The 23483-nt window shown below is 47.0% G+C and carries 22 protein-coding genes; all 22 read left to right on the top strand.

Translation table 11 applies throughout. The features are described 5' to 3' along the window. Positions 1-46 precede the first annotated feature (46 nt). The gene (locus tag NYG90_RS00225) at positions 47-1342 is read left to right on the top strand and encodes a hypothetical protein (RefSeq protein WP_285256188.1); all 1296 of its coding nucleotides are present in this window, start codon (positions 47-49) and stop codon (positions 1340-1342) included. Next, positions 1335-1877 (top strand): hypothetical protein, encoded by a 543-nt coding sequence (locus tag NYG90_RS00230; RefSeq protein ID WP_285256189.1) that lies wholly within the window; start codon positions 1335-1337, stop codon positions 1875-1877. The genes NYG90_RS00225 and NYG90_RS00230 overlap by 8 nt, the downstream gene beginning before the upstream one ends. Then, positions 1877-2206 (top strand): hypothetical protein, encoded by a 330-nt coding sequence (locus tag NYG90_RS00235; protein ID WP_285256190.1) that lies wholly within the window; start codon positions 1877-1879, stop codon positions 2204-2206. The genes NYG90_RS00230 and NYG90_RS00235 overlap by 1 nt, the downstream gene beginning before the upstream one ends. Continuing rightward, entirely contained in the window at positions 2203-3780 is a 1578-nt protein-coding gene (mshL, locus tag NYG90_RS00240; protein ID WP_285256191.1) for a pilus (MSHA type) biogenesis protein MshL, read from the top strand. The genes NYG90_RS00235 and mshL overlap by 4 nt, the downstream gene beginning before the upstream one ends. Further along, on the top strand, positions 3770-4498 hold the full coding sequence (locus NYG90_RS00245) for a hypothetical protein (RefSeq protein WP_285256192.1): 729 nt from the start codon (positions 3770-3772) through the stop codon (positions 4496-4498). Before mshL ends, NYG90_RS00245 begins: the two co-directional genes overlap by 11 nt. After that, a complete protein-coding gene (locus tag NYG90_RS00250) occupies positions 4413-5888 on the top strand; it encodes a GspE/PulE family protein (protein WP_285256193.1) in 1476 nt (491 codons plus the stop codon). Before NYG90_RS00245 ends, NYG90_RS00250 begins: the two co-directional genes overlap by 86 nt. A 29-nt stretch (positions 5889-5917) precedes the next feature. Next, a complete protein-coding gene (locus NYG90_RS00255) occupies positions 5918-7531 on the top strand; it encodes a hypothetical protein (RefSeq protein WP_285264516.1) in 1614 nt (537 codons plus the stop codon). A gap of 36 nt (positions 7532-7567) precedes the next feature. Continuing rightward, complete coding sequence (gene galE, locus NYG90_RS00260) at positions 7568-8680, top strand: UDP-glucose 4-epimerase GalE (RefSeq protein WP_285264517.1); 1113 nt, start codon at positions 7568-7570, stop codon at positions 8678-8680. Positions 8681-8689: 9 nt separating this feature from the next. Beyond that, positions 8690-10342, top strand: coding sequence for an FAD-dependent oxidoreductase (locus tag NYG90_RS00265; RefSeq protein ID WP_285264518.1), 1653 nt, complete (start codon positions 8690-8692; stop codon positions 10340-10342). 9 nt (positions 10343-10351) lie between these two features. After that, positions 10352-10513 (top strand): hypothetical protein, encoded by a 162-nt coding sequence (locus tag NYG90_RS00270; protein WP_170235157.1) that lies wholly within the window; start codon positions 10352-10354, stop codon positions 10511-10513. Between the two features lie 15 nt (positions 10514-10528). Further along, complete coding sequence (locus NYG90_RS00275) at positions 10529-11896, top strand: hypothetical protein (RefSeq protein ID WP_285264519.1); 1368 nt, start codon at positions 10529-10531, stop codon at positions 11894-11896. Positions 11897-11941: 45 nt separating this feature from the next. Further along, positions 11942-14176, top strand: coding sequence for a DUF1561 family protein (locus NYG90_RS00280; protein ID WP_285256199.1), 2235 nt, complete (start codon positions 11942-11944; stop codon positions 14174-14176). Next, entirely contained in the window at positions 14170-14340 is a 171-nt protein-coding gene (locus NYG90_RS00285) for a hypothetical protein (protein WP_285256200.1), read from the top strand. Before NYG90_RS00280 ends, NYG90_RS00285 begins: the two co-directional genes overlap by 7 nt. Positions 14341-14796: 456 nt before the next feature. Beyond that, positions 14797-14961 (top strand): hypothetical protein, encoded by a 165-nt coding sequence (locus tag NYG90_RS00290; protein ID WP_285256201.1) that lies wholly within the window; start codon positions 14797-14799, stop codon positions 14959-14961. Positions 14962-14976: 15 nt separating this feature from the next. Then, positions 14977-17040, top strand: coding sequence for a hypothetical protein (locus tag NYG90_RS00295; RefSeq protein ID WP_285264520.1), 2064 nt, complete (start codon positions 14977-14979; stop codon positions 17038-17040). 48 nt (positions 17041-17088) lie between these two features. Further along, positions 17089-17289 carry a hypothetical protein gene (locus tag NYG90_RS00300; RefSeq protein WP_285264521.1) on the top strand — a complete coding sequence of 67 codons (201 nt, stop codon included), beginning with the start codon at positions 17089-17091 and terminating at the stop codon, positions 17287-17289. A 25-nt stretch (positions 17290-17314) separates the two neighbouring features. Next, positions 17315-18640, top strand: coding sequence for a glycosyltransferase family 61 protein (locus tag NYG90_RS00305; RefSeq protein ID WP_285264522.1), 1326 nt, complete (start codon positions 17315-17317; stop codon positions 18638-18640). 110 nt (positions 18641-18750) lie between these two features. Further along, positions 18751-19761, top strand: a complete 1011-nt coding sequence (locus tag NYG90_RS00310; RefSeq protein WP_285264611.1) for a DctP family TRAP transporter solute-binding subunit — start codon at positions 18751-18753, stop codon at positions 19759-19761. A gap of 10 nt (positions 19762-19771) precedes the next feature. Continuing rightward, positions 19772-20392, top strand: coding sequence for a TRAP transporter small permease (locus NYG90_RS00315; RefSeq protein WP_309473185.1), 621 nt, complete (start codon positions 19772-19774; stop codon positions 20390-20392). A 30-nt stretch (positions 20393-20422) separates the two neighbouring features. After that, complete coding sequence (locus NYG90_RS00320) at positions 20423-21718, top strand: TRAP transporter large permease (RefSeq protein WP_285256206.1); 1296 nt, start codon at positions 20423-20425, stop codon at positions 21716-21718. Between the two features lie 17 nt (positions 21719-21735). Beyond that, the gene (locus NYG90_RS00325; RefSeq protein ID WP_285264523.1) at positions 21736-22887 is read left to right on the top strand and encodes a hypothetical protein; all 1152 of its coding nucleotides are present in this window, start codon (positions 21736-21738) and stop codon (positions 22885-22887) included. Positions 22888-22942: 55 nt separating this feature from the next. Then, positions 22943-23254 (top strand): DcrB/PsbP domain-containing protein, encoded by a 312-nt coding sequence (locus tag NYG90_RS00330; RefSeq protein ID WP_285264524.1) that lies wholly within the window; start codon positions 22943-22945, stop codon positions 23252-23254. The last annotated feature ends 229 nt before the right edge of the window (positions 23255-23483 follow it).

Consider the following 23483-nt stretch of genomic DNA (forward strand, 5'->3'; position numbering starts at 1 on the left):
GTTAGAATCTAGGCTCTTTAGCCCCATTTGAGATGTAAGGACTTGTATGAGCCTAGCGCGATCTTACGCTACCATAGCAAGGATACAAGGAGCAAGGCACTTCGCCTATGCAAGCCCACAAGAAAACGCAGAAAAAACCAGAAGCCCCACTAGATTCCTAAATGATCAAGGGCAGGCTATCAAGCCTAGCTTCCGCCATATCCAAGTATCGTGTATAGCACACTCATCACTGCAAGTTGTAACCATACCCTACCCCAAGCAAGACCCAAGTCAAGAAGATCTCTATAAGCTTTGTATGCAAAAGCAGCTTTTAGATTCTAGCTCTCATCTCTTTATGGCTATGCCCTTAGTATCCCTAGGTGCTATGCAGCAGTATAAGGCATTTGCCAGCGCGCTTGATACACAAGGCAAGCCCACAAGCACAGCCCCTAGAATCTATGAAAATCTCAATGCCCAAGTCTTTATCCCGCTCATCTTACTCCCTCTAGCAAGCGATGAAAAAGCTAGCGGCGTGTTTTTGCTCGATGATTGGCTCTGTGTCTATGACAATGGCAAGCTTGTGTATGAGTGCGTATGTAGCGATATGGCTTCATTGCGCGATGCTTTAGCGTTCATTAGCTCGATGTATGGCACGCCTTCTAAGCTTTACTACTATCAAGCCCTAAGCACAAGCACAAGCCTATATCCACTAGAATCCACCCTAGAATCCACTTTGCAAGCAAGCTATCCCACACTCACTTGTATCACAACGCCTTTATATCAGCTGCTGCAAGCCTACCTACTACAAACCCACTTGCCCACTCTCCACAATCCCCACGCCAAGCACTGCTTGCAAACACAGAGCTTTTGGTATGGGCTAGGGCTTGTAGCGTGCTGCGCACTAGTTATCGCGCTGCCATTTTGCAAGCTTATGTATGCAAGCCATTTAGACACTCGCACCAAGCACCTAAGCACGCACAACGCCCAGCTATCCCAAACCATACAAGCACAAAGCCTAAATGCCACCAAACTCCCCCACCTAAGCTCCCAGATCACTGACACTATCCACAATCTCTACACGATCAAATCCCGCTATATCTCGCGCCTAGAGATCCTAGCCACACTCTCACACATCGCACGCAATAGTGAAAGCTGGATCACCCACCTAGCCCTACAAGGCAATCTTGACAAAGGCGAAGCCCTGCTAGAGCTCTCCTGCCAAGCCCAGAATCAAAGCAATCTCCACACACTTATGCAATCTTTGCAAGATATGCCAAAGCTTGAAATCATCGCCACACAAGATGATGAGGACCTAAGCGATGTCTTTGGGACAAAAATCACCCTAAAGATCAGCTATGCATAGGCTTTTTGCCTCTTGTGATTTATGGCTTATGCGGTATAAGAAGCGTGAAAGGATCGCGCTTTTTGCCCTGCCTATTGTGCTTTGTTTGGGAGTGGCTTTGGCGGTGGTGCTGCCACCCATTGATGAGATCTATGCACAAAGCGAGCTTGCCTATACCACCCAAGACAACCTAGCAAAAGAGCTAGAATCCAGCCTAGAGCGCATAGAGACAAGCTTCGCGCACGAAGAGCTTGCAAGCACACTAGCCTATAAGCAGCAGCTCTTGCAAAGCCTGCAAGAAAAAGCCCAGACAAACACCCAGCTGACAAAAAAGCTCGCCCCCTTTAGCAAAAGCACCACGCCCAAAGGCACGCATTTGCACTTTAATGCCATAGGCGATGTGGATATGCTAGAAGATATTATCGAGCTTTTAGAAGCGCAGCATTTCATCTTCATCGAAAATCTCGCCATTAAAGCCCCCTTTGCAAGCAGCCTAGAAATGTCCTTTGATGTGCTAAATTTTGGCGAAACGCTAAAAAGATTTAAAGGGGCGTGATGCGGCGGTGGATTAGGATCGCGTGGATTATGCAGCTATGTATCCTAAGTGCTGGGGCTACGGCAAGCTTGCAAGAGCAAGTAAGCACGCTTCTGCGCCCGCCCTTAGCCCAAAATCATCGTATATACAATGTCTTTGGCGAAAAGGAGGTCGAGCTAAAGGTCTCTGCGATTTTAAACCACAAAGCCCTAATCCACAACACTTGGTATAAAGTAGGCGATAGGATTGGGATTTTTACGATCAATTATATCAGCGAGAAAGAAGTCGCACTCATAGACAAAAAGGGCAACAAAAAAACCCTAGCCCTGCAAACAAGAGTCTTTGAATGATCGCCCAAGCACACCCTAGAATCCACTTTTGCACGCACCCAAATCCTTACACAAACGCACACACTAGAATCCTAAAGCGTGGATTCTACTATGTCCTGCTAGCCCTATCTCTAATCTCTCTAGCCCAAGCCCAGCCCACAAGCAAAGAATGCGCCAATAGATCCTTCACCCTCCAAAGCAAGCCCAATCTCTCCCCCAAGCTCCTACTAGAAGAAATCGCGCTTGAGTGCAAGCTCTCTTTAATCCTAGAAAACAACGCCCAAGCCGCCCTAGATCAAACAAAAGTAAGCTTCTCTTTCCACAAGGCAAAGCTCCAAGAGATCTTATCCACCATAGCCAAGGCAAGCGACACGCACTACTCCCTAGAGCAGGGGCTTATCCGCTTTAGCCACCTACACACGCAAACTTTCCATATCAACTACATCGCCACCGCACGCGTAGGCAGCTCCAATACCGATGTCGTCTATGGGCAAGAGTCCCAAGCCCAATCCCTAAGCCCACACACAAGCTATTTTCAGCCCTACTCTAGCAACCCCCTAGGCGATGATATACAGACAAAAGCCCTAACCCAAGGCACACAAAGCCCCATTTTTGGCAAATCTGGCACGAAGATTTACTCCATTGATGAGCTAAATTTCTGGGGCGATTTAGAAAATGAGCTAATAGCCATAATCTACCAAGAAAACGACAGCTACCACCCAAAGCACCCGCGCATTATCATCAACAAAGGCGCAGGACTCATCACCATAAACGCCACCCCACGCCAGCTAGATCGCGCTAGAATCTACCTAGATGCCCTGCAAGCGCGCCTAAGAGAGCAAGTGCAAATTGATGTGCAGATTTTCCACATAGAGCATAGTGATATAAACACCATAGGCGTGAATTGGGGCAAGCTCTTTGAGCTAGGGCTAAACACCCAATCCCCCCAAGTCCCACTCCTAAGCACCACGCCTAGCGGGCTAAATTACGGCGTGTATGTCTTCTCACAGGATTTAAGTATCGGGCAGATCGTGCAGTTTCTCAAAGAATATGGCAAGACAAAATCCATCTCAAACCCCAAAATCATCACCCTAAACAACCAGCCAGCCATCATCTCTGTGGGCAATGTCCTACGCTACTCCCAGAGCCTTATCTATCAAACCTCAACCAACTCTTCCACGATCCAAAACACCGGCTACCAATACCCAAGCGTCTTTAGCGGTGTGCTGCTTGATGTAACGCCATCAATCTATGGGCAAGAAATTATCCTAAAGATCAATCCCTCTATCACCGCAGCAAAAGACCCAAGCATAGAAAATCAAGCCCAAGCCCTAAACGCCCCGCCCAATCTCTCTACCAATCAGCTCTCCTCCATTGTGCGCATACAAAATGGGCAGCGCGTGATTTTAGGCGGGCTTATTAGCGAGACAGATTCTACAAGCACCAAAAAGCTCCCCCTGCTAGGCTCAATCCCCATTATCAAATACCTCTTTTCTTACAAAAAGACCATTAAGCAAAAGCGCGAAATGGTCATCATAATCACCCCAACGATTATCGATAATCAAAGCACGGACTACACCATAAATGAAGCCTAACTCCCTAAAATCCACCGCAAGCAAGCTCGCACAAACACGCGCAAAGCTCGCTCTTGCGTGGCGCAAAATCTATGCCCATATAGAGCCTAAATCCCGCCATATATATGGGACAATCGATGAGGTGATAAAGGGATTTTGCACGCGTGCAAGCACCTATATCACAACACTTATCCACACACTCCTAGCCAAGACTCTAGCCCAAAGAAACGCACTTATCACTCTAGGGCTGCTTTTTGTGAGTGTGTGCTTTGGGCTGTGGAGTGTGTTTGTGCTAGGCATACTCTATGAGCGCGCACAAAGCAGCTTGCGCGCCTCTTTACTAGAATCTAATGCGCTTGTAGCAACACCTAAACCCCCCATAGAATCCCCACGCATAGCCCCTAGCACACCGCCTAAAAGCCACATTGGTATGGGAGACTCTCTCCAAGCCCTTAGCACAAAGCCCCCAGCAATCCCAGCTCTTGATGAGAAAGAGAGCGTTATCACAGGCAGTCTTACCTACACAAATGCCATAAGTATCGCTAGAAGTAGTCTTATGGCACAGGATTTTACACGCGCTAGGATTTGGCTGTATCGCGCATTTTTACTCCACAATGGTGCGCAAGAAGTGTGGGAGCTGTATTGGCAATCCTTTGAGCAAGACTATCGCGCGAGCATTGAGCAAAAGCAAGCTGCCTATACACTCTATCTCCAAGCTAAACGCTACTATGGATTCTAGTATGAAAAGAGTAGATCTATCAAGCTTTGCCCCGCGCAAGCTCCACACAGAGATCCTGCCTGCAAGTTTATGCGAGAAATTTGGCGCGATTGTATATGACGCCACTGACACACATATCATAATCGTGCTAGCTAAAGACAATGAGCATTCTAAGCAGCTCTTAGCGCATCATTTTGCCTCACAGCAAGCCTTGGGAAAGCAGCTAGAATTTGCGCTTGAAAGCTCATTTTGCTTTTATTGGATTCTAAAGGCGGTGGGCTTTGTGGAGCATTTTTATCTGCTTGATGAAGTGGATTCTAGGCTGCAATATGTTTTAGAGCAGGCGATCGCACTTCACGCAAGCGATGTGCATATCGAGCATAAAATCCACTACGCAAATATCCGCCTAAGGATCGATGGGATCTTGCGCGAGATAGGGCGCATAGAGCTTGAAGACTTTAGCAAGCTCTCTAGTAAAATCAAGCTAGATTCTAGGCTTGACATCACAGAAATGCGCCTACCCCAAGATGGGCGAATGCAAAAGGAGCTTGCCCACACCGACTATGACTTCCGTATATCTTGTATGCCGCTTTTATATGGAGAGTCCATTGTCCTGCGGATCTTGCATAAGCATAGCGCGTGCATTAGCCTTGATACACTTGGGCTATCTCATAATGCCAAAGCCACTTTGCAAAATGCCATTGACAAAAAATCGGGCTTAATCCTAGTCGTAGGACCAACAGGCAGCGGCAAATCCACCACACTCTACGCGCTTATAGAAGAGCTACAAACCTTAGAGAAAAAGATCATCACCATAGAAGACCCCATAGAGTATCAAATCCAAGCCGCCACGCAAATCCAGCTTAATGAAGACTTAGGATTCTCCTTTTATCAAGCACTAAAATCCACTTTGCGCCAAGACCCAGATATTATCCTAGTAGGCGAGATCCGCGACAAGCAGACCCTAGAGCTTGCCCTAAATGCCTCTCTCACCGGGCATTTGGTGCTAGCAAGCTTGCATAGCCCTGATTGTATCTCAAGCCTTGAGCGGCTCTTTGAAATGGGCGCGGCGCGTAGTGTGCTTGCTACAAGCTTGCTGTGTATCCTAGCCCAAAGGCTTGTGGGCAGGCTCTGTGATACTTGCAAGCATAAAACTCCGCAAGGCTACATCGCTAGAGGCTGTGATGCCTGCAATGGTAGCGGGATCAAGGGGCGATTAGTCATCGCCCAAGCCCTCCATATCAATGACTCATTGCGCGCGCTCTTTTGGGACGATGACAATAGCACGCAAACTGATTGGCGGCTGCGGCTGCGCAAAGCTCTTGTCGCTAGTAATCTCCCCACGCTAAAAGATGATGCCCTGCAAAAGCTCGCGTATATTGACTATCGCGAAATCGCCCTGCTAGAATAACGCCCCAAATGCCAGAATCAAGGAACACAATGCATATCTATACTTTTTTCATCGCCTGCGTGCTTGCTAGTATCAGCGGTGCTTTTATGCTAGCCTTAATGGATAGCAATCACAATTGGGGCGGGGATTTCTCGCAATACATCGCCCAAGCACAAGCCCTAATCAATGGCACAATCCCCACGCAAATCGCTAATAACACGCTAATGATGCATTATAGCGATGGAGTCTATGGTCCAAATGTCTATCCGTGGGGCTATCCACTGCTACTTGCGCCAGTGCTCGCGCTCTTTGGGGAGAATCTGCTCGCGCTTAAATGTGTGAATATCGCGTTTTTTATGCTCTTTATTTTTTGCTTTTACGCGTATGTAGCTAGGCGATTTTCTACACAAGCAAGCATTGCCCTAAGCTTGGCTTTCGCGCTTAATCCTATGCTTCTAAACTTTGCTAGCAATAATATCTTAAGCGATATTTCGTATATGTGTATAAGCTTTGTCGCGGTGGTGGGGCTGCGAGCATTTGTAGCACCACTAGAGCAGGCAAGCAAGCTTGCTGCTTCTCCTATGGCTACTAATACTTTTAATATGTCTAATATTTCTTTGGGGGGGGGGCGAAGTGATCTAGGTATCTTTGTGCTAGGGATCCTTGGGGGGATTTTAGCACTAGCTGCCTACCTTATCCGTAGCAATGGCATAGCAGTCCTTGCAACCCTATGTGCCTTGCATCTCTACTTTATTGCTAGAATCCACACAATCCCTAGAATCCGCATTTTGCCAATCCGCCTTGTAGCCTTGAATGCGCTGCCTTATGTGGTGTTTGTGCTAGGGATTTTGCTTGTGCGATACACTTTAGACTCTAGTGGAGGAGAGGGACATATCGCTGTGCTGCTAGAGAGCATTTCGCTAAAAACTATCGTGCGCAACGCCCTCTACTACGCTGGGGTCTTTTGCGATTTTTTCGCCCTGCCAAATCCGCTCGCTCTGCTTGCACCTAGCCTTTTAGAATCCAAATACGCCTTTTTACTGCCCAATCCTTTAGGGCTGCTTGCGTGGGGCGTGTGTGTGTATTTCCTCTTTTTAGGGCTTAGGGAGTGCTATAAGCGCGATATGTTTGCGGCTTTATTTGTGGGTATTTCTCTAGGGATTTTGATTATCTGGCCCGCTTTGCAGGGCATTCGCTTTGTGTTTTGCGTGCTGCCATTTTTTGCGATATGGATTGCTAGCGGAGTGCTAAGGGTTTATGCCAAGCACCCTAAGCTTATCATCGTAATGTGCGCGCTACTGCTTGGCTACTTTGTGCTAAAAGATAGCTACCACCTAGCAAGCAAGCATAACACCCTACCAAGAGCAATCCTAGCCATAAAGCCCCCAAACCCCTATCCCCAAGCCTTTGACCTAGAATCTAAGCAGGTGTATGCCTTTATCACCACGCATACAAGCCCAAGCGATACAATCGTGTTTTTCAAGCCGCGCGTGCTTTACCTAGCGACTAATCGTCTAAGCTACTCCACAAGCAAGCTAGAGCGGCTCGATAAAGCGCAGTATTTGCTAGAATCTAGCTTTGCCCCACTCTTTGATGAAAAGCAGCTAGCGCATTTGCCTATCGTATATGCAAGCGAGCATTTCACGCTCTATAACCTACAATGATTGTGCTATAATGCGCGCTCACCTAAGGACACAGCTATGACAAATCCCATTCTCATAACCGGCGGAGCTGGCTACATCGGCTCGCACGCCAATGCCCTGCTAAACGCACTTGGCTTTGATACTATCGTGCTAGATAGTTTAGTCTATGGACATAAGCAGGCTCTGCACTACGCCCCACTGCCAAATCCCAACACTTCCTTGCTAGAGTCTCTTGTAGCTTCTAATATGGCTAATACTACTAATATTTCTTTGGGGGGGGGGCATAAAAGTTTAGGTCAAAGCCTAGAGACCGCCCACACACGCACCACTTTTATCCACGCTGACTTAAGCGATAAAGCCACTCTAGATTCTATCTTTAGCACATATCAAATACAAGCAGTTATGCACTTTGCTGCCTTTGCCTATGTGGGTGAAAGTGTCAAAGACCCTAGCAAGTATTATTACAACAATGTCGCAAACTCGCTAAATCTCCTAGAATCTATGCGTAAAGCAAATGTCAAAAACATCATCTTTAGCTCCACTTGTGCTACCTATGGCGATCCCCTGCACCTCCCTATCACAGAGTCCCACCCGCAAAATCCCATAAACCCCTATGGCTACTCAAAGCTTGTGGTAGAAAATATGCTAAAAGACTTTAGCCACGCTTATGGGATAAACTATGTCATCTTGCGTTATTTTAACGCCGCTGGGGCGAGTATGCTTTTTAATATCGGTGAGTCTCATAGCCCTGAGACGCATTTAATCCCACTTCTTTTGCAAACTGCTTTGGGGCAGAGAGAAGTTCTTAGCATTTATGGCGATGACTACCCTACAAAAGATGGCTCCTGCGTGAGAGACTATATCCATATCGATGACTTAGCAAGCGCGCATATCCTAGCCCTAAAGCATCTGCTAAATGGCGGCAAAAGCGAAGCCTTTAATCTTGGCAATGGATCGGGCTTCTCTATCTTTGAATTATTAGAATGTGCTAGTAATCTTTGCAATAAAAAAATCCCCTACACCATAGAATCTAGACGAGAGGGCGACCCTGCCACACTCATTGGCGATAGCTCTAAGGCACAGCAGATTCTAGGCTGGAATCCACTTTTTGCAGATATTGAGACAATTCTTTCTTCAGCACTCAACTGGCATCGCAATCCACGCTACTAAGGAGCATAAATGACACAAAAAAAGATCTTAATCATCGGTGCAGGACCCGCTGGGCTTAGCGCGGCTAGAGTGCTAAGTGAAAATGGCTTTAGCGTAGAGATTTTTGAGCTAGATTCACAAGTGGGGGGAATGAGTAAAAGCATAGAGCTATTTTCACAGATTGTGGATATTGGACCGCATCGCTTCTTTAGCAAGGATAAACGCTTGAATGACTTCTGGCACTCCCACACAAATGGCGAGTATGAAAAAGTCTCACGATTGACTAGAATCTTTTATAACCGCAAGTTTTTCTACTACCCTTTGCGTGGGTTTGACGCGCTTTTTAAGCTGGGCTTCCTAGAATCCACTTTATGCGTCCTAAGCTACATAAGAGCAAAAATTAGCCCCTTCAAAGGCGATAGCTTTGAATCGTGGGTGGCAAATGCCTTTGGCTATCGCTTGTATAGCATATTTTTTAAAAGCTACACAGAAAAGCTCTGGGGGATTAAATGCAGTGAGCTAGATGCGGATTTCGCCGCGCAGCGCATTAAAGGGCTTAATCTCTATGAAGCGATAAAGTCCGCATTCTTTGGCGGTGGGGGCAAAAAGCATAAGACTTTGGTCGATGAGTTTAGCTACCCCAAAAAGGGCTGTGGCGTGGTGTATGAAAATATGAAGCAAGAGATTATCAAACGCGGCGGCGTGGTGCATTGCGGTGTGGAGGTGCTAGGCATTACAACGCAGGGCAAAAAGGCAGTGGGCATTACTACCAATAAGGGCGAGTTTAGCGGGGATATTGTGATCTCTACCGCACCTTTTAGGGATATGGTGCTGTCTTTAGATGAGCTAGATTGTGGTGTGAAAGATTTGGCTAGAGGGCTAAAATTTAGAAACACGATTTTAGTTTATGTAGAAGTAGGGGATTCTAGTGTGGATTGCCACGCCACTGCTTCCGCAGTGTCTCGCAATGACAGAAATTTGGATTCCAGTAATGAAGTCCAAAATTTAAACGACTCCGCAAAGGATTCTAGGACTTTTGTCCAAAACACACAAAATGTAAGCGACTCGTTGGCGGCAGGATTTTGCGATGATTTTGTGGGTTGTCAAGGCAGCAACAAGGGAGCTACCTTATCGGTAGTGACCGCAGTCGCTGCCGCAGAATCCGCCAAAAGCGCGCAAAAACCAACGCTATTTAAAGATAATTGGATTTATGTGCATAGCAAGGATACCCAAACCGGCAGAATCACCAATTTTGCTAATTGGACCAAAGATTTGCAATGCGGGCAAGATTCTGCGATTTTATGCCTTGAGTATTGGGCAAATGATGATGAGCCTTTGTGGAATCTCGATGATAATGCACTAAGCGAGATAGCAAAAAGGGATTTGCTAGAATCTAAGCTTGTAGCAGACTCTAGCCTTATCAAAAACACCAGCGTGCTAAAAATCCACAAAAGCTACCCTGTGTATGAGCGGGGCTACAAAGATAACTTGCATAAAATCTACAAAGCCCTAGATAGCTTTAAAGACTTGTATTTCATCGGGCGAAATGGCAGCTTTAAGTATAACAACCAAGACCATAGCATTCTTATGGGGCTTATGTGTGCGGATAAAATTCTAGGCAGGGAGTGTGATTTGTGGCATATTAACACAGATTATGACTATCAAGAGAATGGTAAGGCTTAGGATTCGGCTTTGGGTAATCATAGTGGCGATTTAGCAAATTTTGGGGTAACCGCAGACCTTATGTCTAGCTCCACCCCAAAATTTGCTAAAAGCCCCACTAGCAACACCGCAATTCCTAGAATCCCAGAGAAAATAACCAAGCTGCAAATGTGTTTTGAGCCAAGCAACTAGGCGGCAGGATTTTTGATGAAAAAGCGGGGCTGTGCAGCCTTTTGTGCGGAGATAAGCCTTGAGTGGCTATCGCACAAACAAAAGGCAAACTCCCCGCTTTTTCGCAAAAAGCCAACGCCAAACCAAGCAAAGGAGCAAACAATGTTACACAATCTTTTTACACGATTTCTGCAAGTTGCAGATTCTATCGCGCAAAAACGCGTATATATCGCTAGCTTTATGCTGCTTGTGCTACTTGCCACAAGCGCGCTATTTTACCAGCACGCCAATCACTTTAGCGATGTGGATTACCATATCCCAGCGACTATCCTAGCCCAGAGCCACGGCTATGATTTAGAGGGCTATGGACTAAGCTTTGTCAAAAGCGATGAGCTAGGCACACTCTCCTTTAGCCATTATCAATCTGCCATAGGAGTGCAGGGCTTTTTCTATGCGTGGCTCTATCAAAGCTTAGGACTAGAGAATCTAAAGCCTTTATACAAGCTTACTGCCTTTTGCAATGCGCTGGCGTTGATTATATGTGCGTTTCTGCTAGGCAAAATCTTTGGCAGGGCATTTGGGATCATCTTTTTTCTCTCGCTTTTTACAAGTAGCTGGGTGGCAAATTTTAGCGGGAGTCTTTACTTTAGCTTTGGCTTTTGGATTCTCCCTGCGATTTTTGCTTTGAGTCTGTATAGACATATTGCTATTTATTCACGGGGGGGGGGGGGGAATAAATATACAATCATCGCTTTTTGCCTGTGCTTTACCTTTGCCATAGCCCTACGGGCAAGTATGAGCTATGAGTTTCTTACTAGCATTATTCTCTTTTCTCTTAGTCCATTTATCGTTAGCTTTATCTATGGAGTGCTTACAGACTCTCAAAGCCCCTTTCTTAGCCTTTCAGCAAAGCAGTCTTTCAGCTATGGCTTAGGGCTGTTTGTCCTTGCTTGTATAGGCTTTTTGCTTACCTTTATGATCCATACTTATATCCGCGGTGGTGGGGATCTATGGGCTGGGCTTATGGATATTTATCACAATGACTTTTTACGCAGAATGCTAGGGGGCAGCGCGAAAGACTTTGACCCCGTTTATGCCGCCTCGCTTAATGCCAATGCCCTAGAAGTTATTAGCATCTATCTTAGCAAGCCCTTTATGCTTCTTTTGCTTGGGGCTAGTATGCTAGCGTGCCTAGTAGAATCCAGCAAATCCTACAAAAGCCTATATATCGCCTTGCTTGTGTGCTTTGCCCTGCCTGCGTTAAGCTGGTTTGTGCTTGGCAAGTCGCATAGCTATATCCACAGACATTTTTGCTTTGTGCTGTGGTATTTGGGCTTTTGGGCGAGTATCATCTATGTGCCTATTTACTGCTTATACCGCAGGCTCTGCCGCCCCACTTGCTAAAGTGCTACAATATCCGCTTTACTCCGCCCGTTCAAAAGGTTTCTAATGAAGCGATATTGTTTTTTGCTCCTATTGCCCCTGCTCTATACACTCACACTACACGCCGCCCTAGAATCCACTTTAGCACAACAAGTGGATTCTAGGGAGAACGCCCCCACTCTGTCATTGCGAGGGAGCGAAGCGACCAAAGCAATCCACAAAGAATCCGCACAAGTGGATTCTAGCCACGCAACAACTCTAAGCAAGCCAGCAAAGGATTCTAGGATTTTGGAGCTAGAATCGGGGTTTTTCGAGCCGCGCAAGGATAATAAGACTAGAGGTCTATTGACGCAGCGCGGCGATGAAATCCACGATTCTAGACCAAAACCAGCGACAGCGGTGCAAGGCGGAGCCGCAGCAGGTTTCTTTAGAAAAGCCGAATCCACCAAACAAAAGCCAACGCCAGAGACAAAGAAAGCTCACGCCCCCAAAGACACCCCCATAAAGGTGCATACAAGTGTAGATACCTTCTGCTACACGCCCAAGCCCACTAGCAGCGGGATCTACTTGCAGCTAAACCTCTGTGGCAATGACGCCTCCCAAAAAGCACGCTATGATGTCTTCTCGCGTCTTGCGTATAAGCTTAATGGCAGCTGGTTTTGTATCACCGCGCCTGATTCTGTGAGCAAAGGCAGAGCGGCAAAGGACTATGCCCTGCTCACACCTTGTGCTATCAATAGCCCTGAGCAGCAGTGGATACTCAAAGATATGCACTTCTACAACGCCAAGCAAACCTATATGCTAAAAGATGATGGCAGCTACATTTATGCTGCTAAATTACGCGATTCCTCACTGCCGCGCCACACACTTAGCAGCGATATGCAAAGCTGGATAGATACCATAGCCCAGCCGGGCAGCCTTAGCATAGAGACCTTTATCGCGTGGGATTTGCCCTCCAAATTTGGCAATGAACGCTACTTCCTAGCAGGCAATCACTCCAGCAAAAACACTACGCCCATTTACTACAATCTCCAAAATGGACATATCGCTCTTTTTAACGCCCCAAATGCTAGGCTTGATTGCGCGTATGCTGATGATAATGGCGCGCAGTGGGAGTGGATATGGTGGGCAAAATGCAGCGATGAGACTCCGCCTAAGCTCAATAAGGCGCATTGGAAGCTTATCCCCACCAAAGCAAATGAAGTAGCCTTGCTCAATTTTCAAAACAACCCCTTGCGCCTTACGCGCTATGGGGCTTCGTGGGGTGCGCCTTATATCGTTACCCCAGAATATATGCAAAGTGATATAGGCAATTCTGCCATCTCTAGCTTTGCCCTAAGCAATGACGCGCTAGAGTGGCTGCGGTTTATCAACGCTAATGCCGGGGAAAATCTAAGCACCTGCCCCGCCCCAAGCTATGAGCCTAGCTCTGCTACCGCTGCCAAAGCCCGCCACAAACGCTCTCCCAAGCCCACGCCCCTGCCCTCAAACTTCCGCTTTAGCAGTGAGTGGCGCGACCGCTTTTTAGCCATTATTACTACAACTGATAGCTCGATGAGCGCGGCTGGGATTTGCGGGGTGTGTCTTTTGCAGTCTTTTCAAATTGTCGCAGAGATTTTAGAGAATCCTAGCAGCCCTAGGCGCAGTGGGGGCTACTTTTTTGACACACAATATGGCACAAATCCTTTTGTCTCCTTTGGGCTTAGGCACTCGCTTTTGTATGAGAGCTTGCACGATATTTTAGGGTGGTTTCGCCTGTATGTGCGGCGCGAGTTTGTTACCCCAGAGTTCATCTCCCTAAGTAGCAATAACACCGCCGTGGCAAGCGCGATTTCCCTGCTGCCCCAATATGATTGGAATATCCCAATCCTCGGGCTAAATCCCACGCAAAACAACCAAGTAGCCGAGCATATCCTGCGCTCACCGGGCGGGAGCGTGTTTATCTTGCTAATGGATCTAATCACGCCTGATGGACGCAGAGGCTCGCACGCTATGGTGGCGATCCGCACCAATGATGGCACGCGCATTATCCCTACAAATATTTTGATGAGTCAAGAAGAGTTTGCCGCCTATACGATCCCTGTTTATACAAGGCAGGATTTTTTGGCGCGTTTGGTTGAAGGGGGCTATACTTTAGAGCGGCTCGCTGCTCTGCAAGCAAGCGCGTATCACACACTGCCCTTTGCTAGCGTAGTGTCAGTGGGGGATTGCAGTGGCGATGGAGCAAATCGGCGCGGAAGTGGGGGTGCGTTTGGGGTGGAGGGGGTGAATCAGTGTGAAAGCGGGCGGTGCTTATGGTAACAATAAAGGATTCGGCTTTGCTTGGTTTTGGCGTTGGCTTTTTGCGAAAAAGCGGGGAGTTTGCGGCTTGGCTAGCGTCGATAGACCGCAAGTCTTATCTCCTTGCTCGCCACTGCACAACCCCGCTTTTTCATCAAAAATCCTGCCGCCTGCGAGTTGCTTAGACTTTGGGCGGTTTGAATGAAAATCCTAGAATCCAGCAGCGTGGCTTGGGAGTCCTTGTGGGTAAGCGAAACGATTGCGCTATTTTTCTAAAGAAACTGCGCTTCGCTTGTTTTAGGAGAACCGCAGACCTCTAGTCTAGCTCTCCCCTAAAATCCTTAAAAAGCCCCACCAGCAACACCGCAATGCTTAGAATCGTTTTACTACAAAACTAACTTCAATCCTAGAATCCACTTTTTTCAAAAGTGGATTCTAGGGACAACGCTCATTTTCTATCATTGCAAGCGGTGTTTGCGCCGCGTGGCAAAGTGTAACTTCTTTAGCAATCCATTTTCAAAAAGTGGATTCTAGTAAAGGTTATTTTGCTAGCGCAAAATTATGGATCGCCACGCTCGTTTCACTCGCTCGCGATGATAGAAAGGTAGCGTAGCGCAAGGCTCGCGAGTGAAAGGAATGGGTTGTCATTGCGAGAAATCCGCAAGGATTTCGTGGCAATCTATACAAATAACGCTCAAAAAACACAAACCCTAGAATCCACTTTTGAAAAAGTGGATTCTAGGGACAACGCTCATTTTCTATCATTGCAAGCGGTGCTTGCGCCTCGAGCAAAGTGTGGCTTTTAGTATCCTTAGTATCCTTTGGCACTTTGGCTACTGCTGCAAGCTCTCCACAAGCCCAAAAATGCTAGAATCCACCTTTACCCCTACACCACAAGGACTATAATGAAGCTAGATTCTAGGATACAAATCGCCCTAATCACCTACTTTCTCTGTGTCGCACTCACGCTTTGCATATTTGGGGGCTTACGGCTTGCTAGCACAGATAAGCTGCTACAAGCAGATATACGCGTAGTCGATACGCTAGAATCTAGCGATCAAGCCCACCACTACACTGCTAAGCTCATCTTTTCAAGCCCAATCTTTCGCGCACACAAAGACGCAGTGGCAATCACAATCCGCAGCATAGACTGGGACCTAGCCCAAGCCCCAAGCTTCACACATCCAAGCCCAGATAGCAACCGCCTAGAGCTTATCTCACAATCCCCCCTAGAGCTTGGAAGCCACATTGGCACGCTTTTTTATAGTGCTAAGATTCTAGCCACTCCCCTGCAGAGCACGCTACAATGCCTTACTTTCGCGCTTGTGGTGTGGCTTGTGCTTGTATTTGGCAAAAAGATGGCGCGCAAGTTTGACGCTGCCCACCCAAAGCGCGCGCCTATCGTTAGCCACAGCCTGCTAGATTCTACTAATAAATCTCTTTGGGGGGGGGGGCATACAAGTCTAGCTCCGCTTACTCGCAGAGATTGGGCGTTTTTGTGTGCTAGCTTTGGGCTTATTGTGGGGCTTTTCATCTTTCAATTTTGGCTAGGCTTCCCGGGCTTTCACATTATCGGCGATACTTATGGCTCCATTGCTTTGATCAAAGACAACTGGCACCCTGTGTTTATCCCCTATGTGCTAGAGCTGCTTTATGCAATTTTTGGCAAGCATCTTTACTATCTCTATCTATGGAATCTTATGCCTTTTTATGCGGGACTTTTGTTTTTGGTATGGGGATTTTACCTGCGCTTTCGCTCACTCTGGGCACTGCTACTGCTCTTTCCCATCTTTATCGGCAATATCTACTTCCAAAATTTCGTGCAATACCACAGCTTCGCGCTGCCTATGCTGCTATTTTGCGCATATAGTATGGTGCTTTTTGCCCTGCTCGTGCCTGTGCGGCATCCTAGGCTTTTGTGGGGGGCGATTTTTGTGGTGCTATTTTTCGCGCTGCTGTGGCGGCATAATGCGATATTTAGTGTCTTTCCCATAAGCTTTGTGCTAGCGTATGTGTGGCTACAAGATAGGGGGCTAGATTCTAGGAGCTTTGTGCGCAGCTTTGGCAAGGGCATTGCCCTAGCGGCGATCATCTGCCTTGGTATCGCTACCATAGTCCCAAAGCTGCTTACAAAAGGTGTAGCCTACCCCACAAACGCCACACTCCTGCACCAAATCGCCGGCGCGTGCGTGCCAGCTGATGACTCTAGCTGCTTCAAGCAAGAATGGTATCTCCCCAATAAAGGCTGGGAAGATGTCAAAGCTCTCTACACAAGCAATCTACTCAATGCCGATCCTCTCAATGTCCCTTGGGCGTATGATGAATTACGCCCAATCCCCTACGGCAAGATAGAGGGGCTAAAAAGGCAGTGGATTCTAGCTATTGTAAAGCACCCCATAAACTTCCTAGCCCACGAAATGCGCTTTTTAAAAGCGATGTGGTGGCAGAGCCCGGGGTGGATCTTTGATAGCACAAAGCTACAAGAAAAGCCCACGCACCCTTGGCACATTGAAGCGAGCAAAGACTTCCCCCAAAATGAGCAAAGTATCACCCTAAGCCCATTGCAAACTAAAATCTATGACTTTCTATACACGCACAAGCTCACGCTCAATCACATTTATGGCGTTTTGCTAAGCCTTTTTGTCCTGCTTACTTCCCTTGTGCTATGGAGATTTAAGCCCAAAATGCGTAGCTCTCTGCTGGTCTTTAGCTTTAGTGCTTCTTTTGCTGGGTTTTTTAGCGCGCTTTTTATCGTAGCTTTTACCCCTGTAACAGAGACGCGCTATATGTCGCCTGTGCTGCCGCTTGGGATTATTGCTTGTGTGGGGCTTATAGCGTCGTTGCTTTATACCAAAAGTATTTATCAAGCCCTTAGCTCCAAGTAGGCACAATTTGCGCATTTGTATTCTAAAATCCACTTTCAAGGAGGCATAATGTTGCAGCTACTTTTCCGCATTTTAGAGGGCAAGCGAGCAAGCTTTGAGCAGGCATTACATAATGGCGATTTAGCACGCGAGATCCCCATAGAGCCAGAGTCTAGCCTACTCATCTGTGGTAATGGCATTTTCCCCTACACTGATGATGAGAGCTTGCAAGGGCTTGTAAAATCGCAGTTAGGGGGGGGGATTAAGTAAGGATTCGGCTTGTAGTGATAAAGGCTTGATTGCTTCACGCTCGCTGCAGTTACATACGCCAAGTATGCGCCCTTGCGAGCGTTCGCAAAACAAGGGATACCGCTCGCCGCTAGGCGATGTTTCTTTAGAAAACAAGCCTTTCTCATCTACAATCCTAGAATCCAAAAGCAGTAATGAAAACCACAAACCCAACTGCGAGCAAATTTCCCTAGAATCCACTTTTTCACAAAGCCACAGCTCTAGCTCCACAATCTTAGAATCCCAAACGCCCAAGCCCTACAGCAACTTCCATTTCCAAGATATTTTTGGCAATTTTCATCGCTTTTTCCGCCCTTATACTTACCGCTTCCGCGCACTTTTTGTGCGAGTCTATCCACAAGGCTATTGCTATAGCGATGATAGCGAGATAGTCATCACCAAATCGCATAAAGCTATCATTTCACAAACTTCCTACCCCACCCACGCCTTTGCCCTGCCTAAAGGTGCATCACTTGCTCGCAAGATTCTAGAGTCCATAAAGCAGTGCAAGCTATGGGCTAGATTCTACTACCAAAGGCTCTTTAAGCTCCATAGGGTCAATGGCTCTCTAGCTCTGCTCCACCAAGCCACCAACTACTACCACTTCCTAAGCGAAAGCATAGCCGCCCTAGAGCAAATCCGCCGCAGCGGGCTAGAGCCAGACTACTATCTCCTAGCCCAAGATATGCCATATCAAAGACAGATGTGGCAGATTCTACAAATCCCAGAATCTAAAATCCTCCCCCTAAGTCCAAGCCGACTCATACAAGCTAAATCCCTAATCGTCCCAACGCTTATAGCAAACTTTGAGAGTGTGGAGTGGCGCGATGGGATTCTACTCTCCCGCACACTCGCACTGCCAATGCTCTTGCAGCAGTTTTACAAAAACTTCGCCAAGCTCCTGCCCCCACAAGAATCCCCTAAAAAGCGCAAAATCTTCCTAACTCGCCCAAGCGGCTCTAATCGCCACTTAGAAAACACCAAAGAAGTAGAATCTATCTTCACCGCCTTTGGCTATGAAATTATCCTGCCAGATGATTTAAGCCTAGTAGAGCAAGCTTGTATGGCTAGGGAGAGTAGCATTATCGCAAGTATGCATGGTGCAGGGCTTAGCAATGCCTTTTTTATGCAAGAAGGCGCGGTGGTGTTTGAAATCTTCCCGCAGTATTATCACTACTCTTGCCCGCAGTTTTGCGCACTGCTTATGGGGTGCAGGTATTTCTATATGGTAGCGCAAACCACAGATACCACCCCGCACCCCCAGCAAGAGAGCGCGTATGTCTGCCCCAAAGAGCTGCAAAAAGCGTTACAAAAGCTAGAATCCTATCTCTAAGCCACACATAAAGCCTGCAAAACACCCAAATTTTGCGCTAGAATAAAGTGCTTTACTACTTACTACAAAAAGGAGTGCAGATGAAAACAAGTTCAAAGCTCACAAATCTTATGAAATTATGCAGCGGTGCGGTTGTCGCAAGCGTGCTTAGTGTGGGGCTTCTAGGCTGTGGCGATACACCTAAAGAGCAAGAAGTCTATACGATCAAATTCTCCCATGTCGTTAGCTCTGGCACGCCTAAAGGCAAGGCGGCAGATCTCTTTGCCAAGCGTGTGGAAGAGCTAAGTAATGGCAAAATCAAGGTCGAAGTCTTCCCCTCTACGCAGCTTGTCGATGATGACAAAGTCTTCCAAGAGCTTAAGCGCAACAATGTCCAAATGGCAGCCCCAAGCTTCTCCAAATTCACGCCCATTGTGAAAGAATTTAATCTCTGGGATGTGCCATTTATCTTCCGCGATAATGAGCATTTACACAAGGTGATGGACGGCGAAGTGGGCGATATTTTGAAAGAAAAAATCGCACAAAAAGGCTTTATCGCTCTAGATTATTGGGACGCTGGATTTAAGCACTTTAGCTCTAATAAAAAGCCCATTGTCCTACCAGAAGATGCTAAAGGACAGAAGCTTAGAATCCAAACTTCAAAAGTGCTAGAAGAGCAGATGAAAGCCATCGGCGCAAATCCGCAGGTCATAAACTTTGGTGAAGTGTATTCCGCGCTGCAAACAGGCGTAGTCGATGGGACAGAAAACCCACTCTCAAACTTCTACAACTCCAAATTCTACGAAGTGCAAAAATCTCTCACACTCTCTAGCCACGGCTATTTAGGCTATCTTGTCGTGATGAGTGAAAAGTTTTGGAACGATCTGCCAAGCGATTTGCAAGATATAGTCAAGCAAGCGATCAAAGAAGCCACAGATTTTGAGCGAGAAGAGAGTGCCAAAGATGAAGCCCAGCTGCTAGCAAACTTGAACAACTATGCCAAGCAAAGTGGCAAGCTTGAAATCTACACACTTTCTAATGAGCAAAAAGCAAAGTGGGAGAGCGTGATGAAAGCTATTTATCCTAAGCTCTATGACATCGTGGGAGAAGAGCTAATCCAAAAAACCCTAGAGACAAACTAAAGAATCGCGCGTGAAAAGAGTGTTGCGATTTTTAGCTGCGCCTTTTATCTGGGCGCACCTAAACCCTAGCGTGCAAAAATTTTTCAAAGTCCTTGATACAATCATCGCACAAATCAACAAAAACATCGCCGTGCTTGGGCTTGTAGCTGGGGTGGTGATTGTAGCTATCAATGTCTGCTTGCGCTTTGTCTCAAGCTTTTATCCTAGTATCCATTCACTTCCTTGGGGTGAAGAAGTCTCAAGCTACTGCTTTATTTGGAGTGCGCTTTTTGGCTCGGCGTATGGCTTCCGCAAGGGCGTGCATATCTCTGTGATGGTGCTTGTAGAAAAATTCCCGCCACAATGGGCAAAAGCTAGCATAATTTTCTCCCATATTCTTAGTGCGTTGTTTTTGGCGTTTATGGCGTGGGCAGGGATTGTAACTTGTGAGCTTTACTATGATCTTGGGCGATATTCTGAAGCCTTGCACGAAGTGCCTTTGTGGATATTCCTGCTCTGCTTGCCTTTAGCATTTATCGGGGCGACTTATCGCGTATGTGAAAAGATCTATGAAGTCTCTTTCACACCAGCAGAGCTTGTCGCCAAAAAAACGCAAGATGAAATTATCCACGATACAGCGATCAAAGAATAGCTACTACAACTTTCTCAACTAGGAGTGATTATGAGCCTTGCGGTGCTGTTTATCCTACTTTTTGTGCTGCTGCTTTTGGGCGTGCCTGTGGCAATCGCGCTAGGCATTAGCTCTCTTATCTGCTTGCTGCTTTTCACAAGTCACGACATCACTGGAATCCCAGATATATTTATCGCGGCATTTAAGCCCACACTTATGGCGATACCTATGTTTATCCTAGCAGGCTCTTTGCTTAGTAAAGGCAGTGCGGCGGGGCGGATTGTGGATTTTGCCAAATCGCTTGTGGGGCATTTGCCCGGTGGGCTACCTATGAGCGCGATTCTAGCGTGTATTATCTTTGCCGCAGTGAGTGGCAGCTCTCCTGCCACGGTTGTCGCCATAGGCTCAGTGATGTTTGTCGCCCTCTCTCAAGCAGGCTATCCTAAATCCTACTCCGTGGGGGCGATCACTACTGCTGGGAGTCTTGGGATTTTGATCCCGCCTTCTGTGGTGATGATTGTCTATGGGGTTACAGCAAGTGGGCTAAGCGATCTACACGGCAGGGAAATCGCCGTCTCTATCGAAGCTCTTTTCAAAGCTGGCGTGCTACCGGGGCTACTCGTGGGGGGACTTATGATGCTCTATACATACTTTGGGGCGAAAAGGCTTGGCTTTGAACGAGGGAAAAAAGAGAGTCTAAAAGCACGCTTAAGAGCCTTTGGGAGGGCATTTTGGGCGTTGCTTATCATCGCTGTGGTCATTGGCGGGATCTATGGCGGGATCTTTACCGCCACAGAAGCCGCTGGGATAGCAGTGGTCTATGCCTTTATCATCTCTGTATTTGTCTATAAAGACTTGCGGCTTAAAGATCTCTATGCTGTGTGCCTTGATGCAGCAATTACTACGGCGATGATTTTTCTTATCATCGGCTGTGCGGTGGTATTTGCGCATTTTCTCACAAGCGAGCGGATACCACACGCCATAGCGGCATTTCTCATCGAGCAGAATATGAGCTGGTGGGTGTTTTTGATCGTGGTAAATATCGTGCTCTTTGTGATGGGGCAGTTTATGGAGCCTAGCTCTGTGGTGATGATTATGACCCCACTGTTGCTCCCCATAGCTGTTTCACTTGGGATTGACCCTATACACTTTGGGATCATTATGGTGCTGAATATGGAGCTTGGTATGATCACCCCGCCCGTGGGGCTTAATCTCTTTGTCGCAAGCTCGCTCACAGGGCTTGGACTTAAAGATGTCGTGCTATCTGTGCTGCCTTGGTTTGCCGTGATGCTTGTGGGGCTTTTGCTTGTTACTTATATCCCGCAAATCTCGCTCGCGCTTGTGTGAGATATACAAGGAGATCTATGCACATATCTACAAAGCTATCGCATTTAAAGAACAATCCTTATCAAGTATTTTTCTCCCTTGATCTTTGGCTTTTGGCTATTTGGGGCTTTTTGCTGCTTGGTGTGGTCTCTAGGCTCTTTGTCTATCTTGATTGCCAAAATTTATGGCTAGATGAAGCATTTTTGGCAAAAAGTATTTACCACACGCCTTGGGGGCAGATTCTAGGCAAGCCACTTGAGTGGGATCAAGCAACTCCGCTGGGATTTTTGCTTATCACCAAAGGGCTTGGCGAGATGTTTGGGCACGGAGAAATGGTGCTGCGGTTTTTGCCATTTTGCGCTTCTGTGGCGTTGCTTTTTGTATTTTGGGCGATTACAAAAGAGCTGCTTACACCTAAATGGCAGCTTGTGGCGATGATGATCTTTGTCGGTAGCAAAACGCTTGTATATTACGCCGCAGAGTTTAAGCAATACGAGATCGAAGCCCTGTGTAGTGCCATTTTGCTGCTGGCTTTTATAAGAGGGGCTAGCTTCCTTAGATTTTTGCTTCTAAGCGCGGTGGTTGTGTTGTTTTCTTATGGTGGGGTGTTTTTGATCTGTGGATTAGGTGCTGGCTATATCTACCGCCACAGACAGAATTTGCCGCATTTTATCAAGCACAATGTGCTTGCAGCCCTGTCGTTTAGCGTGTATTTCGCGCTGCTGTATTTCTACTATATCGCCCCTCAAGCCGTGCCGGGATTTAAGCAGTGGTGGGGTGCTCTGGCTGGATTCCCACCGATCAATCCCATAGAGCTTGTGCGGTGGCTTTCTGCGCAGTTTTTGCCAGCTATTAGGGATTTTGCCCTTGGTGGTAATATAAGAGCATTATGGCTTTTTGTGCTGCTCACACTTCTTGGGGTGTTGTATATCGCTAGAATCCAGCGTGCCCTTGTGGCTGGGCTTGTGTGCTTTGTAGCGATATATTGGCTGGCAGGGTTTATGAAGCTCTATGGCTTTGCCGTGCCTTATAATATCCTAGGTGCTAGGCTCGCACTTTTTTGGCAGCCATTATTTGTGCTTTGCGCAGCTTGCGGTATCGCGTGGCTCTATGAGAAGCTTGCTAAATCGCGGTTGGGGGGGGGGCGCAAATATCTATCTCTTTGCAGCGATATTACTCTACATCGCTAGCATATCTATAAAAAACAATCACCAAATCCTCACACACTCTTTCCCCAAGGGCGATATGAGCGCACTTATCCTCCATACACAAAACAACATCAAGCCAGATGATGTCCTGCTTATGCAGCACGCTACACAATCTGTCGCAGAGTATTATCAATATCGGCATAATTTCTACCCAGATCATACATATATCGCCACAAATGCGTGGGCAGGCTCGCTACTCCCACTCATACAAGAATCCAAGCACGATAGAGTGTTTGCCATCTTGCAAAACAACGATCGGCAATACATTCAAGAGATCAAAGATACTTATCCGCACGCTATCCATTTGGATTCTGGATTTAGCCTATTTATCATCGATAAACATCAATGAAATTGCTCTTGCGCGTGTAGCCCCTAGAATCCCAAAGCGGTGATGAAACAAGCCTAAACCCCCTAGAATCCACTTTTTATTGTCGTTTTAGGATTCTAAGATTGTGGTGCTAGAATTGTGGCTTTCAAGGCGAAGGGATTTATCTAGGCGATAATGAGCAAGCCTCCGCCGCAGGATCCACGATTCTAGCCCACAAGCTGAATCCCCCTAGAATCCACTTTGAGATCCA

Origin of the sequence: Helicobacter zhangjianzhongii, from assembly GCF_030249855.1 — a bacterium.
Classification (GTDB): domain Bacteria; phylum Campylobacterota; class Campylobacteria; order Campylobacterales; family Helicobacteraceae; genus Helicobacter_B; species Helicobacter_B zhangjianzhongii.